We start from the raw sequence: 15,912 nt of genomic DNA on the forward strand, positions 1-15,912 counted from the left end.
CCTCGTGGAGAACGAGCCGGGTTTGTTCGCTCAACCGCTCCCGTAGCCCGGCGAACCCTGCCCTGACCAGCCTGCACTATCCAGCGCAAGCGACGAAGCGGACATCAACTCGCGTAACGCCCTCTGAAACGCTCAGTCACCGCAATTGATCGTTACGGGCTCCGTCTCACTCTCGATGATCCCGTCACGGAGCGTGTTTATCGGTGGCGGCTACCATCTGCGGTCCAGATAGTCCGGCCTGCGTTGCAGCCACCACCAGCGCTCGCCCAGGAACGATCAACCGGACGTGACCACTTGCCATCGACCGACGACCATCATATGGTCGTACGAACGTAAGCCATACGAACGTAATACAAAACCAAGGGAGTCCGTGATGGGGACAACTCGGCCGGTGGTGCTCGTGACAGGTGCCTCATCGGGGATCGGCAAGGAGACGGCCCGCGCCTTCGCCGCGGCGGGTTTCGAGGTGATCGGAACCGGCCGCAAGACCTCCGGGCTCACCCCGCCCGCCGGTGTGACGTACCTCGATCTCGACGTGGCCAGTGACGACTCGGCCGCCGCCGCGGTCGGAGAGGTGATTGACCGGTTCGGACGCATCGACGTCCTGGTCAACAACGCAGGTATCGGCTCGGCGGGCGCCGTCGAGGAGAACTCCGTCACCCAGGCCCAGAACGTCCTGAACATCAACCTCCTCGGTGTCATCCGTATGACGAAGGCCGTCCTACCGCACATGCGCGCCCAGGGTGGCGGACGCGTCATCAACATCTCGTCCGTCCTCGGGTCGTCCCCCAGCCCTTCATGGCCCTCTACGTCGCGTCGAAGCACGCCATCGAGGGCTACTCGGAGTCGCTGGACCACGAAGTCCGCGAGCACGGCGTCCGGGTCCTCCTCGTCCAGCCCGCCTATACCAAGACCGGCTTCGACACCAACGCCGCGCAGCCCGACACCCCGCTGCCTCTGTACGCGGAGCGACGGCGCGTTTTCGACGAGGTGCTGGCGGTTGCGATGAAGGACGGCGACGACCCCGCCGTCGTCGCCAAGACGATCGTCACTGCGGCCACCGACAAGAAGCCGAAGCTGCGCTACACCGCCGGCCCGCTGGCCTCACGCGTCACCACGGCGCGCCGCCTCGTCCCCGCCAGGACGTTCGACAAGCAGATCCGCAAGAACAACCGCATGCCCGCCTGACCTCCGATGTACCCGACATCTGTGATGTTGCCGAAAGTCCATTGATCAGTCACTCGTTGATTTGCCGAGGAGAGTCATGCAGCAGCAACGTCAGCAAACGGCCCTGCGCAGTGCATCGAGCGCAAGGCGTTTTCTGAAGAAGAACGTCGGAATCGCGCTGGCGGTCACCGCGGCGGCGGCCGTCCTAGGGTCGGCGCCGTCCGCGTCCGCAGCGACGGGACACGCGTATCGCGGATCCGTTGTCACCGACGTTCGGACCGTGGCGACGTTCGACTATGCCGTCGGCGAGATCCCCGAGAACATCACCGTCAACCCCGACGGCTCAATGATCCTTTCCATGCTCGGCAGTTGCGCGGTGTGCCAGCGCACCCATGGGCCGCAGCTAATGCGCATTTCCGCGTCCGGAGGCCGCACGGTGCTCGTCACCGGGCAGGTGGGTGAGGCGATCAGCGGCAACACCCGTGGCAGTGACGGCACCGTCTACTACAGCGTGTGGGCCCCGGGCAACGCGGCCAGGAACGGCGTGTACACGCTGCGTCCGGACGGTACCCCTCAGCGCATCGCCGCTCTGCCCGCCGACGCGGGCCCCAATGGGCTGGCCATCGACCCGGCCGGACGCACCCTCTACATCGCCGACAGCCTGAAGGGCCTCATCTGGTCCGTTCCGGTCTCGGGCGGATCGGTGACCCCGTGGCTGACCGATGCCGCTCTCGCGCCGGTGCCGACCGAAGCCCTGCCGATCGGTGCCAACGGGCTCAGGTTCCACAACGGCGCACTGTGGGTCAGCAACTTCAACAAGGGAACACTGCTGCGGGTACCGGTCACCGGCACCGGCGCGGCCGGTCCCATCCGCCTTGTCGCGGGCGGCCTGCCCAACATCGACGATCTCAGCTTCCTGACCCCGTGGTCGGATGTGGTGTTCGTGGCGCAGAACGGCTCCTCCTCGCAGAACGGTCCGGACAGGGTCGTGGTGGTCTACCCGAACGGCACCTACAAGGCCGTTCTGACCAGTGCGGACGGTCTCGCCTCGCCCTCCGCGACGGCGGTTCGCGGCGACCGGTTGTACATCACCAACGGCGGGGTCCCCGAGCCCCACGACGCGAAACTGCAGACCGGGAGGATCAATTTCGCCGCTCTCCTGGCCAACGCGGCACAGTGACCTGGCCGGGGCGGTATCTGCAGCGCTAGCCCCGGCTGCGATGGAGGAACGCATGGTGCGGTACGCGAAAGGACACAAGCAGGAGACCAGGCAGCGGATCATTGCGACGGCCGGTCGCCGGCTCAAGCGGGACGGCATCGACGGCTCCGGAGTCGCGACCCTCATGAAGGACGCGGGCCTGACCAACGGCGCCTTCTACACCTACTTCCCCTCCAAGGACGAACTCGTCACCACCGCGGTCGCCGACCAGATGCGCGCACAACACGCCAACATCGTCGCCCAGGCAGCGCCCGGCCGTGCCGGACTCGAACAGATCGTGCGGTGGTACTTCTCCCCCGAGCAGCGCGACAACATCGAGGACGGCTGCCCCAACGCCGCCCTGCTCGACGAGATCGCACGCTCCACGGATCCCACCAGGCAGGCATACACAGACGGCGCGCTTGTCCTCATCGACGACTTCGCCGCCCGCCTGGCACCCCACGATCCACCGTCGGCGCGTCTGAAAGCACTCGGCCTCCTCGGCATGCTGGCCGGGACACTACAACTCTCCCGCGCCCTGACCGACCGGCAGCTCGCCGACCAACTCCTCGAACAGGGCATCCGCAACGCCCTCGCACTCCTGGATGCCGAGCAGCACAACTGAGACGCCATCCGCGCACCGATCAGAAGCTGGTCCGGTCGAACAAGGTCGGCGGCTTCCTCGACAACCGCATCCGCTTCGCCGTCGAGGTCACCACCGCCGTGGCAGACGAGATCGGCCACACCGACTACCCACCCACACCGCCTGACAAACCCCGGCGATACCGGTCCTGGCGGGCCGGTATGCCAAATGGCCCCATGGAGGTACCAAATGTCTGAGCACGCTGCTGTTGAACTGAGCCCGGAAGCGATCCACTTCGCGGAATGGCTGGCCACAGGGGCGAATCCGCCGTCCGAGTTGGATGCGGCGCGCATCCAGGCGGAGCAAGTCCATCTCGCGGCCCGGGAGCCGGAGGGCGTCACCTATCGGGAGGTGGACGCGGGTGGCGTCCTGGGAATCTGGTGCGAACCCGTCGACGCCAACACCGACTACGTCCTCCTGCACACTCACGCCGGGGGCTCCGTTCTGGCGTCAGCACACGTCGACCGAAAGCTCGCCGGCCATATCGCCAAGGCCGCCGGGGCCCCCGCCGGGAAACATCATCACGATCGGCCACTCGATCGGCGGGTTCATCGCCGTCGCCCTGGCGCTTCGCCTCCGCGACAAGAAGCAGCCCCTGCCCGGCGCCATCGTGTCGATCTCCCCCTGGTGCGACCTCGAGATCGCCAACGAGACCATCGCGACCAACGCCGGGACGGACAAGATCCTCAGCAAGGAACTGCTGGAGTTCTTCCGGGATGCCTGGATCGGCGGCACGGGCATCGAGTTCACGGACACCCGGATCAACCTGAACCGGGCGGACCTGAGCGGTCTTCCCCCCACCCTCGCCTCCTGGGGAACGTACGAGGTCCTCGCCGGCGAGGACGAGGAGTTCGCCGCCCGCGTCAAGGACGCCGGAATCGACACGGCGACCGTTGTGGTCCCCGGAGGCCAGCACTCGTACGTCTACGGAGCCGGCCGGATTCCGGAGACCGACGCCGCCATCGCACAGATCGGCGCGTGGGTCCGCGAGAAGACCAAGATCTGACCGAGCGGTACAGCCGCGGCAGTCGCAAGAGCCGCGCGATCGTCGGTGGCGCACCGGCTTCACAACCGTCCCCACTCTCGACGCCGACCACCCGCAGGGTGGCCAGACGATTCCATACACCCTCGATGAGGGAAAGAACGAGGACCCGATGAGTGCCTTCCACCCCGATCTCAAACGAGGTCGCTTTATCCCCAATGTGTCCTACGGACGTCTGTCGTCGCGCATCGTGCGGAGCGTGAAGTGGTGCTCGACCGATCCAGGGCCGGACGTCACGGTTCAGGAGATCGTCGTGCCCGGGCCCAAGGGCGCACCGCCCGTCTCGGTTCGCGCCTTCCAGCCGACCGGCCTGGAGGCAGCGGCTCCGGCGCTGCTCTGGATACACGGAGGCGGACTGATCTTCGGCGCACCCGAGCAGGACGACCGTACGAACATCGCCTTCTCCCGCGAGCTCGGCATCACCGTCGCCGCGGTTCGTTATCGGCTGGGGCCGGACCATCCCGCGCCCGCCGCGGTCGAGGACGCCTACGCCGCGCTGCGTGGACTGGCCGAGCGCGCGGGCGACCTGCACATCGACATCGATCGCATCGCGATCGGCGGTGCGAGGGGTGCACGACGACGAGAACCGACCTGGACACCCTCAAGGTGCGCGTCTGGACGCCCAAGAGCAACCGATACGGCTGGTCGTCCTACCTCGGCGACGCCGTCGCGGGCCCGGACGTCTCCCCGTACGCGGCCGCAGCCCGCCGCGAGGATCTCACCGGTCTTCCTCCGGCCTGGATCGGCGTCGGCACCCTCGATCTCTTCCATGACGAAGACGTCGAGTACGCGCGCCGGCTGAGTGACAGCGGCGTCCCCTGCGACCTCGACGTCATCCCCGGCGCTTTCCACGGCTTCGACCTGGTATTTCCTAAGGCCGAGGTCTCGCGGGAGTTCTGGCGCCGGCAGGCACGAGCGCTGAAGGGCGCACTGTGAGGTCAGCGCGCAGCAGGTTCTCGATCACCCGGCCGACGGAGTTGTCGGCCAGCCCTCGGTAGAGCGTCTCGACCAGCTCGGCGGCCCCGTTCGCCGAGCTCATCCGCGGTTACGAGTCGGAGCTGACCGGCCATCCGATCGACGGGGCCACGGGCGGGTGGATGGCCGGCCCATCTGCGGATCCGCACCGCTCCCCGGACAGCAGGCGCACCATCTGCTCCATCGATACCGCGACCGGCATGCCGGCCTGCCCGAGCTGCAGGTGGCATCACCGCCCGGGCGAAGCGGAGCTGGAGGCAGTCCGGCCGCGCCGGCAGGCGGTGATATCAGTACGCCACGCCCTGTCACCCGACGCCAGGAGAGCCGCCTACAGCACCCACTTCGCCCTGGTCCACGGGGGTCAGGTCATGGCCGACCCCGACCATGCGGTGACCGTGGCCGCGACGCTGCGCGCCGCCTCGACATAGCAGACCCCGATCCTGCAGATCAGAAGACAGGAAAAACCTGGCAGACGCCGGTTCCCTCGACCCCACGGCTCGTGGGCGAACCATAACGGTGAATCCGTCTTTCTCCGGGGCCGCGCGGCGAACGTCTCAGGTGGCCCTGAACCTGATCAGCGTGCTCCACCCGATCGACAACCCCTCCCAGCGCAGCAGCAGCTGAGCGTGCAGGAGTCACAGCGCCGACTGGCCCACAAGATCTGCCACGGCAACCAGGCCGCATGCCCTGGCTGGTCAGACGAGGCCGGTCTCGTAGGCGATGATCACCAGCTGGGCGCGGTCGCGCGCCTGGAGTTTGGCCAGCAGCCGGCCGATGTGCGTCTTGACCGTGGCCATGCTCAGCTGCAGGTGCTCGGCCAGCTCGGTGTTGGACAGGCCGTGGGCGATCAGCGCGAGCACCTCCCGCTCGCGTCCGGTAAGGCCGTCGAGGCTCTTGACCAGCCGATGCCCAGGTTGCGGCCGGCCGGCGAACTCCGCGATGAGCCGCCGGGTGATCGAGGGTCCGAGCAGTGCGTCGCCGTCGGCGACCACACGGATGGCGTTGAGCACCTCAGCCGGAGGGGTGTCCTTGAGGAGGAAACCTGCGGCTCCCGCTCGAAGGGCCGCGTAGACGTAGTCGTCGAGGTCGAACGTGGTCAGGATGAGCACGCGGACGCCTGCCGTCGCCGGATCGGCACAGATGCGGCGGGTGGCTTCGATGCCGTCCACGTCCGGCATCCGGATGTCCATGAGAACGACATCCGGCTTGTGCTCGCGGGCCAGCTCGACAGCCTCGACACCGGTGGCCGCCTCACCCACGGCCTGGAAGCCGGGTGTGTGGTCGACGAGGACGCGGAAGCTGCCGCGCACCATGGCCTGATCGTCGGCGATCAGAACGCGGACGCCGCTCACGGACTGCCTTCCCCCTGGAGCGGAAGCCGTACTGACACAGCGAAGCCTCCCTCCTCGCGTGGGCCTGCGGTGAAGGTTCCGCCGTACATGAGGGCCCGCTCCCGTATGCCAATCAGGCCGTGCCCGCCTGGGAGCTTGCGGCGTGGGCCGCCGGGCCCGTCGTCGACGACGTCGATGGCGGCGCTACCGCCTCGGGCCGTCACGGTGACAATGCAGCGGGTCGGGGCGGCGTGCTTGACGACGTTCGTGAGTGCTTCCTGCACGATTCGGTAGACCGTCAGCTGCGTGCCCTCGTTGAGGCCCGCCAGCCCACGCACCTTCAAAACGACCTCGACCCCTGCCCGGCGCGTCTCCTCCGCGAGCCCGTCCAGCCCTTCGACGCCGGGCACCGGCCCCATCGGGGCGCCGTCGGTGCGCAGGACGCCGAGTGCGCGGCGCATCTGGGTCAGCGCCGACCTGCTGGTCTCCTCGATGACCTTGAGCGCGGTGCTGGCCTCCTGCGGGTCGTCCGCTGCCACATGCGCCGCGACGCCCGCCTTGACGGCGATGAGGCTGAGGTTGTGCGAGACGATATCGTGCATCTCGCGCGCGATGTGCAGGCGCTCGGCCACCAGCGCGTGCTCGGCCTTCCGACGACTTCCCGCTCGGCGGGAGCGGACGGTGAACCCAGCCGTCCACGCGCCGCCGATCACCATCAGCACCAGGGCGATCAGCCCGGCCGCGTCCTGTGCGCTGCCTGACGGGGTGATCATCGCCTCGCCGAGGTAGACCCCTGCCGAAGCCACTGGGAGCGTGATGGCCAGAGCAGGCACGGAACGGCGGGCAGGCTCCGCGAGCCCCACCAGGTAGGCGGCCAACCCCGCTGAGATGTACGGCTCGCGCGTCAGGTCGAGGATCGACGCGCTGGTGACGGCGGCGAGCACGACGCCGAGGACCGGCAACGGCCACCGGCGGCGCACCGCGATGGGCAGCCCAGCCGCCGCCGCGACGACCCAGGCCAGCCACGCTGGACCGCTGTAGGCGGGTAAGCCGTCCGTGGCGGGCGTGCGCGCGAAATCCAGGTAGGTCACGGTCACAGCTACGGCTGCCACCAGATCGACGACATACGGGAGCCGTTTCATGCGCCGACCGTATCGTTCCACGTCACCCCGCCTGCCCCAGCACGATCATCAGCCCGAGCGTGGCCAGCGTGATGGGCACCCATCGCAGCACGGCCGCCCTGCTTGGCCGCGGGGGAGCGTTCAGTACGGCCAAGCCGTACGAAACAAACGCGATCGCGAGCCCGGCCACGGCCACCAGGGACAGCGGTGTGGTGCCCTTCAGCACTCCGAGCGGCAGAGCCGCCGCCGACGCCAGGGCCAACGCACGGATCGGGCCGAGCACTCCGGCGCGCCAGGCACCGAACGCCAAGATCGGCCAACCTGCCAGGATGGCGACATTGAGGAACGACAGCGGCTGGAAAGCGCCGTACGTCTCGGACACCACCTTCGCGGCGGCGCCCGCGCCCACGGCGTCGGTCAGCCGGAACGCCATGTGGTCGGCGCCCGCGTGTAGGACCCGGGCGAACAGCCCTGACATGGTGAAGAGCCCGCCCACCAGCCCCCATCCCGAGCCGATCGTGGCGGCGAGCAGAGCCACGGCCGGCCAGAGCAGGAACGTGCCGACCGCGATCAGGGTGTAGGAGGTGGTCAGCAGCGCGGGCTCACTCTCGTGCGCGGCGAGCTGAGCGGGGAAGAAGAAGTCGTACGGCACGCGCAACAGGGCCCCTGTCAGGAGGAACAGCGGTGCCAGGACCATGGTCACGCCACTGACCCAGCGGCCGGGAAAGGTGGATGTCATGTCCACGACTCTCTCGTGGGGGCTCGCCTGGGGCATCGGACCGTGGCTGGCTCTTTTGCGTCAGACCTGGGTATGACGTGGCCTGGCCTGGGCGTACCGGCCGTGTTCCAGCGCGGCGCGGTACGCGGTGGCGGGCAGCCCGAGCTCGGTGGCCAGGGCGACGGCTTGGTGCAGGAGCTCGGTGAGCCAGGCGGGTTGGTGGCGTTCGGCCTCGCGGATCAGATCCCCGCGGCGATCTTGAGGAGGACGACGCCGCCGATAATGGCGGCGAACGAGCCGAGCTTGGCGAAGGTGACCTTCTCCTCGTAGATGAGGGCGCCGAGAATGACCGTGCCGATGGAGCCGACGCCGGTCCAGATGGTGTAGCCGACGCCGACGTCCAGCGTCTTGAGCGCCAGGCTGAGGGTGAAGATGCCGCCAGCGGCCGACAGCAGCGTGAAGATCGACGGCCAGAGGCGGGTGAAGCCTTTGGTGGCGTTGGTGCCGAGGGCGAAGCCGATCTCGAAGACGATCGCGATGGAGAGGTAGATCCAGGCCATGATGACGTTTCCTCAGTTGGTGATGGTCAGGCGGCGGTCGGCTTGCCCGCGGAGAGGCGGTCGGAGAGCTTGAGGCCCAGCACGCCGCCGATGATCAGGACGAAGGCCAGCGCCTTCCAGATGGTGATCTCCTCGCCGAAGATCACGGCACCCAGCACGACCGTGCCGACCGAGCCGATGCCGGTCCAGACGGTGTAGCCGACCCCGACGTCCAGCGTCTTCAGCGCCAGGCTCAGGAAGAAGATCCCGCCGGCCGCCGCGGCGGCCGTGAGCAAGGACGGCCACAGCTGGGTGAAACCCTCGGTGGCGTTGGTGGCCAGGGCGAAGACGACTTCGAAGACGGCCGCTATGAGCAGGTAGATCCAGGCCATCGAGACTCCTATTTGTATGTATGTGCAAATAATTTACCGACGGGAAGGATGTTGCATGTACATGTATGCTTCTGTCAAGCCAGTCTCAAGAACCACGAGGTCCCATGGCCCCCACAGCGCCCGTCCCGGTCCCCGCGCCGCCCGTTTCGGACATCACCGCCACCTGGCAGCGCATTCTTCTGCTGCACGCCCATGTGGAGAGCAAACTCGCCACCGCGCTGCAGCGAAGGCATGGCATCGGCCTGTCAGAGTTCCGTGCGCTCGGCCACCTCGCCGCCTCCCCCACCAGCGAACTGCGCATGCAGGAGTTGGCCGACAAGGTCGGGCTCAACCAGAGTTCGGTGACCCGCCTGGTGGCGCGACTGAACGCGGCGGACTTCGCCTACCGGGATCTGTGCCCGGATGACAAGCGCGGCGTCTACACGGTCATTACCGAGACGGGCCGGGCTAGATACGCCGAGGCGAGCCGCACCTACGAGGAGACACTGAGTGCCGCTTTGGAGGAAGCGGGACAGGCGGACCCGCAACTCGCCGCCGCCCTTACCGTGCTGGGCGCCGCGCGCTGAGGGCCTATGCCCACCGCACCCGTAGGCAGGATAGCCCGCCACGCGCTGGAGCTTGACGCTGCGCTGCTGCCCCGATAGCGAGACCAGACCCCTGACAGCTCCGCACATTTACCGAAGGTCCGCAGAAAGCCTCGGCCTTCAGGACGGGAAGCAGGTCAATCGTACGCCGACACCTCTCGACGGTCCGCAGGCGCGGCGGGCGCGAGCAGCCTATTTGCCTAACGTGGCTTAACGCTGCGGTCAATGCCCCGATTGTCGGTGCCGATCAATAGGCTGCGGCCCATGATCGACACCATGTTATGCGAGGCACCCGCATGAACGCCGTCCAGGAGCTGCTCGACCGCATCGAAGCAGGCTCGGTGGCGAACCTCGTCACGTACCTCAACGGTCTCGGTGACGACGACAAGCGCGCGGTTGCCCGATACCTGCCCGCTCATCTGGGCGAACGCCGGCGTTCCGGGTTCGAGGCCGAGCGACGGGTACGCGAGCTGGCCCCCCACTACCGTCTGGCCGGAGCGGCCTGCCTGGGCGGGGCCGAGCAGGTGGCGAGCTGGCTCAGCCGGCGTGAGCTGCGCTGGGTGGAGCCGGAGGCCGACGCCGCACGCGTCATGTCCGTGCTGAGCGACCGGCCGGAAGCGTGGCGGCGCGACCTGGCCGTACGCCTGGTGCAGCGGCTGCGGCCGACCACTGGTTCGACGTGGCGGCGCATACAGGCGCTGGGAAACTGGGATCTGGCGGCGGCACTGGTGATCGAGACGGGCGCGGAGCCGCCGGAGAACGACGCGTTCGTGGCCGGGTGGGTGTTGCGCAAGGCCGAGCGGCAGCGGATGAACCGAAACCTGGTGCTCGCCGACGATCGGCTGCTCGATCACATGCTGCCACGCCTGTTCCAGGCTCAGGGCGTGGCGGACGGGCTGACCTGGGACCAGGAGTGGGGAGAGAGCCGCACCATCCTCGGGCAGCTGGTCGTGATGGCCGGGACGGGCCGCGTGCCGCGCCAGGTGCTGATCGACGGCTGCGCGAGCCGGTTCCTGGCCGGAGTCGACGCGACCGAGGCGGCTCCCTTCGTCGCGCTGTGGCGGCAGCTGGAGCCGGAGGTGGCCGAGATCCCGGTGGCCGACTTCGTACGGATGTTGCCATCGGCGTCCTCGCCCGTCGTGCAGCTCGCGCTGGAGGAACTGCAAAGGGCGGAGTCGGCGCTCGATGGGGAGCTGTTCGCCGAGACGGTCCAGGCGCTGGCGTACCGGCCGGAGAAGAAGTACATGGCGGCCGCGGTGAAGTGGACCGCCGCCGCGTCACCGTCCACGGCCGCCCTTGCGGTGGCCGTGGACGCGCCCGTCTTCGACGTGGACACGCCTAGCCTGCGCGAACGTGCGGTACGTGTCGCAATCAAGCTCGCCCCGCACACCGCCGAGCCCGATAGGGAGGCGATCCGCGAGGCGGCCGTCCGGCTGCCTGCCGACCTGCGCGAACGGGTCGCCACCGCCTTCGGCGCAGTGGAGGAGATCCAGCCGGAGCCCATGGCCGCCGCCACGCTGACCGTGATGTCGCTGCCCGCCCTGGCCTCGCCCATCGCCTCGGTCGAGGAACTGGCCGCCGAGTTGGCCGCACCGCTCTGGCCGGAGGTGCCCGCGCAGTTCGAGCGCATCCTCGCCGCTCTGGTCAGGCTGACCCACCAGGACCGCGACGCCGTCGTGGCGGGATTGCAGTCCTGGTGGCGGACGAACTGGCGGCACCCGTTCGACGCGCACACGTACGCGCACGGCATTTCCGGCTTCGACGAGGACATCCGTTTCCTGCTGGCGCGTTGCGCGCTGGCCGTTGTCTCCCCCACCGACAGCCGCGTGCTGACCGCGACGCTGAACGAGAGCAACCGCTGGCCCAGCTCCGAACCCGCCCCACAGCGATTCGTCCAGCGGCGTTTCCGCGAGGTCATGTCCCTGTTCGAACGGGGCGAGTCAATCCCCGTGCTGCTGGCCACGCCGACCTCGCCCACCGGGCACGTCGACGCCGCCACCCTGGTCGCGCGCATGGAGGAGCTGGGCGACACCGAGCCGCTGGAGTCCGACTTCCTGCAGGCGCTGCTGCGATTGCCGCGCCACATCGATCCCGGGCTGGTGGTGCGGGCGGAGAAACTGCCGTCACATGCGGGCCGGCGGCTGGCCGCCTGCCTGCGCGACGGCGGGTTGCCCGAGCCCGTCGTGACGTGGGAGCTTCTGGCGTTCGACCGCCCGGAGTACTACCAGCAGTCACTGCAGGAGGCCCATGCCAGCCTCACACCGCCCGAGGGGGTCTCCGGGCAGCTCGCCGAACTCTGGACCTTGAACCCCAAGCCCAACTATCCCCCCTTCTCCCGACACATGGTGTGGTGGCCGCCCACCATGCCGTCCCACCGTGAGGCCGTCGCGGCCCACGTCCTCGCGTGTCTGCCGTGGGTCATGGACAGCACCGACGGCCAGGTGGAGGTGGTGGCCGCCCTGGCGCACACCGGCGGCCCCGCGGGCATCGCGACCGCCAGCACGATCGTCATCGGCATGGGGCATCGGCTCCCCGCCCAGCGGGCGCTCGCCGCCGACGCGATCATCACCCTGGCCGCGTACGGTGACCTGCCGGCGGCCGACCTCGGCCGGGCCGTGGGCCATATGGTCCGAGGCGATCAGGTCAAGCTCAATCGGGTCACCAGCGTACTCGACGAAGTCACGTCGGCCGGGGCGCACGCCGAGATGTGGGCCGCCCTGGTGGAGGCGATCCCGCTGCTGCTGCCCGGGCCCGGCGAGAAGGCCAGGGCCGGGATGGGCGAGCTGCTCAAGGTCGCCGTGCGGGCGGCGGACCTGGCCGGGGCACGAGGCGACATGCCGGGGCTGGCGGACCTGGCCGCGCGCAAGGGCTCAAGCCAACTACTCCACCAGGCACGACGCCTGTACGAAGCGATCACGGGATGATCATCTGCGCACAGGCCGACGCCGGCCGTGCACCGCGAGATTCCCAGCTCGGCGGCTGGCACGTCCGCCGCCGCCGGGTGCGCCCCGCCACCGCTCACGGCTTCAGCTTGAGCCTCTTCCTCGACGCACCCGGGAACACGACGACCAGGTGCTCCTCCCCCGCATCGCCGACGCGCACGTAGACACGGAGCCGGTAGCGGCCCTTTCCCGCGATCGCCAGGTTCGGCATCGAGGCGCCCGCGCCCACGTCTCCGCCCTCGCCCCTCTCCGGCACGGTGAGCCGGCCGCTGCGGCTGACGATCGGCACCTCGTTGACCTGATCCCACCCGGCCGTCCGCTGTGGCGGCGCGGTGCGGAAGGCCTTCACCGTGAGGCACAGATTAGTGACATCTTCGACGTGCCCGATGAGCGCCGCGCTGCCGGCCACCCCTATTTGGGTGCTGTCGTCGTAGACCTTGTCCATCGCCTGCTCCGCCGCCTCGTCGGCGGCTTCGTCGTCGGGGTCGTGGACCAGATAGCCGGGATCGCCGTCGACGAACAGGAAGTATTTGGCCGTGGCCTGGACGACACCCTTCGTCCGGGGCCACGGGTCGCGGCACTTCGCGTTCTCCTCGGCGATGTAGGCGGCGTTCGCCGCCTCCGTCTCCGTGGTCGACCGCAGCAGCTCGGGATGGGTGGCACCGACGATCTCCGGGCAGACGTAGACGAGGTCCCACGGGTCCACGCCCCAGGCGGGCCGCGCGCTCCCGGCCCGCGTCAGAATCGCCTTCTGCTCGGCGCGGTCCTTTGCACGGCACAGCGCCCGCCCGTACGCGAGGATCCCCTGGTCCGACAGGCTGTCCGGGAACATGGGCGGGATTCCGGCCTCTGTGCTCCGCGCCCGGCAAAGGAACGCGGCGTTGCGTTCCGCAGGTTTCAGGTCGCCGAAGCTGGGCCGGTCATAGCAGCCCATAGACCGGCCGGTGTAGGTGAGGTGCGCGGCCTGCTCCGGGTGGATCATCGCGATGATCGGCAGTACAGCCACGGCCGCCACCGCGACGCGGATCACGCGCCGCCGCGCCGGCGGAAGGTCCGCCGGGCGGTCCTCGGCGGGCAGTTCACGGGCGGTCGCCGCGATCCACACGATGGGGACGAGCCCCACCGCGTCCATCATGACCACCATCGCCGGATTGCCGCTGAAGATCCTTTCGGAGAGAAGGTTGAGCGGGATCACCATCGCGTAAAAGCCCGCCGACAACCACCCGGCGACCTGCGTGCCGCGGCTCCACCGGCCGTCGCGCCGCTGCCCGACGACCGTGATGATGGTCGCCGCCACTCCGCTCAGCATCAAGCCCAGTTCGACGATGCTGCCCGATCCAAGCTCTAGGAGGTCGAGTTCGTCGAGCAGTGCGTTGACCGTCCCGGCCAGCTCGACCGCGAACATCGCTCCGGCCGCCGCGCGCAGCATGCGGGACCGCCAGCGGATAACGAGCAGGTAGAGGACGTCGATCGCGGTCCACAGCGCGAGCTGGAATGCCATCTCGACCGCGTCGGGGAGCAGCCCGATCGGATACCACAGCACGAGGGCGTACGCCACCGCCAGATACAGCAGTCGGCGCAGCGCCTTCGCCCGGCGGTCCAGCGGCCCCGGCGCGGGGGCACGCAGGATCAGCCACAGGAGCGCGGCCTTCACCAGGGCGGTCACGAGCAGCGCCACAACCGTCGGGGTGCCAAACCCGCCGCGAGCGTAGAACTCCGCATAGGTCGGCGGCGTCCATTCGACGGCCACCCAGAGCCAGGTGTCGCCGAGCACCAGGCCCGCGACCGCCGCCGCAAGAACCAGACCTACTAATCCAATCCTGATAATCCGCCATAAATTATCCGGAAGCATGGGACGCGATCTTAACGCGGCATCGCCGGTCAGGCGGGCACAGCGGAACGAGCGGTCCCGCCCCGCCGATCAGACTCCATGATCTTCGACGCGATGCGGTTTCGATGATGATGAGGCGCTGGGTGCCAACCCATGGACCCATGGGGCCTGCGCCGATCGACTACGTCACTGACGATGCATGGCGGGCAACGACGCGATGGCGCTGGGAGCGCTTGCCCAGCACTCGACAGGCAGGCCACCATCAGCCTGGTGCTATTTCCTCATGCTCTCGTTGCCGGCCTTCCCGTCATCCCGTCGCCTTTCTCTCCTACCGCGAGTCCGGGGCGGGACCGGTGGAGTCGCGGATGACGAGGTGGGTGGCGAGTTCGATGTGGAGGGCCTCAAGGGCGTGACCTGCGATGAGACGCATGAGGAGGGTGACGGCCATGCGGCCCATCTCTTCGAGGGGCTGGCGGACGGTGGTGAGCCTGGGAAGGGTGCTGAGGCTGAGGTAGAGGTCGTCGAACCCGGTGATGGAGATGTCTTCCGGAACGCGGAGACCGTGTTCGAAGGCGGCACGCAGGGCACCGACGGCGGACTTGTCGTTGAAGGCGACGATGGCGGTAGGGCGTTCGGGAAGGGCGAGGAGGCGGCAGGCGGAGTCGTAGCCCCAGTCGGTGACCGGTTCCCGGTTGCGGACGATGAGCTCGGAGGAGGTGAGGAGTCCGGCGTCGGCGAGGGCTGAGGTATGACCGGCGAGGCGGTATTCGCTGGCCAGCCACTCCTGAGGGCCGCCGATGACGCCGATGCGGCGGTGCCCGAGTTCGACGAGGTGGGCAGTGAGGTTCCGGGCGCCGGCGAAATGGGAGGCCGACACCGAGGCGATGTCGCGTGGTGGCTGGAGACGCGGATCGATCACGACGAACGGGAATCGCTGGGCACGTAGCTCTTCGAGTTCCTCGTTGGTCTCCGAGGGGACGATGAAGATCGCTCCGGCGATGTCCGGGTCGTCGGGGAGCCCGGAGATGACGCTCGCTTCGCGGGCCGCGTCGCCTGCGCTGAGGATGACGCGGCGGCCGTGCAGGTCGAGGGTCTCGGCTACCGAGGAGACGATCATCCCGAAGTAGTCGGTCAGCAGATAGGGGCAGCGTACGTAGACGGCGTCTGCGGAGCGGTCCTCCGAAGCGGAGCCGGGGATCACGGCGGTGCTTCCGAGCCTGTTCAGAGCGTCCTGTACCAGAGCGCGGGTTTCTGGCGTGACGTACTCATGGCCGTTCATGACCCGCGAAACGGTCGCGATCGATACGCCCGCCTCGGTGGCGACGGCTCGAACGGTGACCTTGCCACTGCGCCGCCTAGCCATAAGTTACATCACTTCGTTTCACAGGCGCAGCATACCGTTCTCCGATCTCAAGGGCTGTACACAGGG

The 15,912-nt window shown here is 68.5% G+C and carries 14 protein-coding genes and 2 pseudogenes; 9 read left to right on the forward strand and 7 right to left on the reverse strand.

Going from position 1 to position 15,912, the window contains the following annotated elements; translation table 11 throughout:
- Window positions 1-373 precede the first annotated feature (373 nt).
- From ACTWQA_RS47620 to ACTWQA_RS47650, 7 genes and pseudogenes are all read left to right on the forward strand, one after another.
- Window positions 374-1,188, forward strand: a pseudogene (locus tag ACTWQA_RS47620) (oxidoreductase).
- Window positions 1,189-1,447: 259 nt separating this feature from the next.
- Window positions 1,448-2,347 carry an SMP-30/gluconolactonase/LRE family protein gene (locus ACTWQA_RS47625; RefSeq protein ID WP_443165463.1) on the forward strand — a complete coding sequence of 300 codons (900 nt, stop codon included), beginning with the start codon at window positions 1,448-1,450 and terminating at the stop codon, window positions 2,345-2,347.
- A gap of 52 nt (window positions 2,348-2,399) precedes the next feature.
- The gene (locus ACTWQA_RS47630) at window positions 2,400-2,990 is read left to right on the forward strand and encodes a TetR/AcrR family transcriptional regulator (RefSeq protein WP_443165464.1); all 591 of its coding nucleotides are present in this window, start codon (window positions 2,400-2,402) and stop codon (window positions 2,988-2,990) included.
- Between the two features lie 580 nt (window positions 2,991-3,570).
- Entirely contained in the window at window positions 3,571-4,014 is a 444-nt protein-coding gene (locus ACTWQA_RS47635; protein WP_443165514.1) for an alpha/beta hydrolase fold domain-containing protein, read from the forward strand.
- A 148-nt stretch (window positions 4,015-4,162) separates the two neighbouring features.
- Window positions 4,163-4,555 (forward strand): annotated as a pseudogene (locus ACTWQA_RS47640) (alpha/beta hydrolase); the annotation flags it as partial.
- A gap of 101 nt (window positions 4,556-4,656) precedes the next feature.
- A complete protein-coding gene (locus ACTWQA_RS47645) occupies window positions 4,657-4,986 on the forward strand; it encodes an alpha/beta hydrolase fold domain-containing protein (protein ID WP_443165465.1) in 330 nt (109 codons plus the stop codon).
- 161 nt (window positions 4,987-5,147) lie between these two features.
- On the forward strand, window positions 5,148-5,453 hold the full coding sequence (locus ACTWQA_RS47650) for a hypothetical protein (RefSeq protein ID WP_443165466.1): 306 nt from the start codon (window positions 5,148-5,150) through the stop codon (window positions 5,451-5,453).
- Window positions 5,454-5,720: 267 nt separating this feature from the next.
- Here ACTWQA_RS47650 and ACTWQA_RS47655 read toward each other — a convergent pair whose 3' ends face one another.
- From ACTWQA_RS47655 to ACTWQA_RS47675, 5 genes are all read right to left on the reverse strand, one after another.
- Entirely contained in the window at window positions 5,721-6,377 is a 657-nt protein-coding gene (locus tag ACTWQA_RS47655) for a response regulator (RefSeq protein WP_443165467.1), read from the reverse strand.
- Complete coding sequence (locus tag ACTWQA_RS47660) at window positions 6,374-7,498, reverse strand: sensor histidine kinase (RefSeq protein WP_443165468.1); 1,125 nt, start codon at window positions 7,496-7,498, stop codon at window positions 6,374-6,376. The genes ACTWQA_RS47655 and ACTWQA_RS47660 overlap by 4 nt, the downstream gene beginning before the upstream one ends.
- Window positions 7,499-7,520: 22 nt before the next feature.
- Window positions 7,521-8,216, reverse strand: coding sequence for a hypothetical protein (locus tag ACTWQA_RS47665; RefSeq protein WP_443165469.1), 696 nt, complete (start codon window positions 8,214-8,216; stop codon window positions 7,521-7,523).
- Window positions 8,217-8,434: 218 nt separating this feature from the next.
- Entirely contained in the window at window positions 8,435-8,755 is a 321-nt protein-coding gene (locus ACTWQA_RS47670; RefSeq protein ID WP_443165470.1) for a DMT family transporter, read from the reverse strand.
- 26 nt (window positions 8,756-8,781) lie between these two features.
- On the reverse strand, window positions 8,782-9,126 hold the full coding sequence (locus ACTWQA_RS47675; RefSeq protein ID WP_443165471.1) for a DMT family transporter: 345 nt from the start codon (window positions 9,124-9,126) through the stop codon (window positions 8,782-8,784).
- Window positions 9,127-9,230: 104 nt separating this feature from the next.
- Here ACTWQA_RS47675 and ACTWQA_RS47680 point away from each other — a divergent pair, with 104 nt between their 5' ends.
- Entirely contained in the window at window positions 9,231-9,692 is a 462-nt protein-coding gene (locus tag ACTWQA_RS47680) for a MarR family winged helix-turn-helix transcriptional regulator (protein ID WP_443165472.1), read from the forward strand.
- Window positions 9,693-10,006: 314 nt separating this feature from the next.
- Window positions 10,007-12,634, forward strand: a complete 2,628-nt coding sequence (locus ACTWQA_RS47685; protein WP_443165473.1) for a hypothetical protein — start codon at window positions 10,007-10,009, stop codon at window positions 12,632-12,634.
- 94 nt (window positions 12,635-12,728) lie between these two features.
- Here ACTWQA_RS47685 and ACTWQA_RS47690 read toward each other — a convergent pair whose 3' ends face one another.
- On the reverse strand, window positions 12,729-14,504 hold the full coding sequence (locus ACTWQA_RS47690) for a hypothetical protein (protein WP_443165474.1): 1,776 nt from the start codon (window positions 14,502-14,504) through the stop codon (window positions 12,729-12,731).
- A gap of 307 nt (window positions 14,505-14,811) precedes the next feature.
- On the reverse strand, window positions 14,812-15,846 hold the full coding sequence (locus tag ACTWQA_RS47695; RefSeq protein ID WP_443165475.1) for a LacI family DNA-binding transcriptional regulator: 1,035 nt from the start codon (window positions 15,844-15,846) through the stop codon (window positions 14,812-14,814).
- Window positions 15,847-15,912 lie beyond the last annotated feature (66 nt).

This window comes from Nonomuraea sp. 10N515B (assembly GCF_052245915.1).
Lineage (GTDB): Bacteria > Actinomycetota > Actinomycetes > Streptosporangiales > Streptosporangiaceae > Nonomuraea.

What these genes read in the sequence shown, in the direction of transcription:
- ACTWQA_RS47675 (WP_443165471.1), bottom strand. Translation starts at nt 9,126, where the DNA reads ATGGCCTGGATCTACCTGCTCATAGCGGCCGTCTTCGAAGTCGTCTTC.
- ACTWQA_RS47685 (WP_443165473.1), top strand. Translation starts at nt 10,007, where the DNA reads ATGAACGCCGTCCAGGAGCTGCTCGACCGCATCGAAGCAGGCTCGGTG.
- ACTWQA_RS47695 (WP_443165475.1), bottom strand. Translation starts at nt 15,846, where the DNA reads ATGGCTAGGCGGCGCAGTGGCAAGGTCACCGTTCGAGCCGTCGCCACC.
- ACTWQA_RS47670 (WP_443165470.1), bottom strand. Translation starts at nt 8,755, where the DNA reads ATGGCCTGGATCTACCTCTCCATCGCGATCGTCTTCGAGATCGGCTTC.
- ACTWQA_RS47665 (WP_443165469.1), bottom strand. Translation starts at nt 8,216, where the DNA reads ATGACATCCACCTTTCCCGGCCGCTGGGTCAGTGGCGTGACCATGGTC.
- ACTWQA_RS47660 (WP_443165468.1), bottom strand. Translation starts at nt 7,498, where the DNA reads ATGAAACGGCTCCCGTATGTCGTCGATCTGGTGGCAGCCGTAGCTGTG.
- ACTWQA_RS47680 (WP_443165472.1), top strand. Translation starts at nt 9,231, where the DNA reads ATGGCCCCCACAGCGCCCGTCCCGGTCCCCGCGCCGCCCGTTTCGGAC.
- ACTWQA_RS47690 (WP_443165474.1), bottom strand. Translation starts at nt 14,504, where the DNA reads ATGCTTCCGGATAATTTATGGCGGATTATCAGGATTGGATTAGTAGGT.
- ACTWQA_RS47630 (WP_443165464.1), top strand. Translation starts at nt 2,400, where the DNA reads ATGGTGCGGTACGCGAAAGGACACAAGCAGGAGACCAGGCAGCGGATC.
- ACTWQA_RS47650 (WP_443165466.1), top strand. Translation starts at nt 5,148, where the DNA reads ATGGCCGGCCCATCTGCGGATCCGCACCGCTCCCCGGACAGCAGGCGC.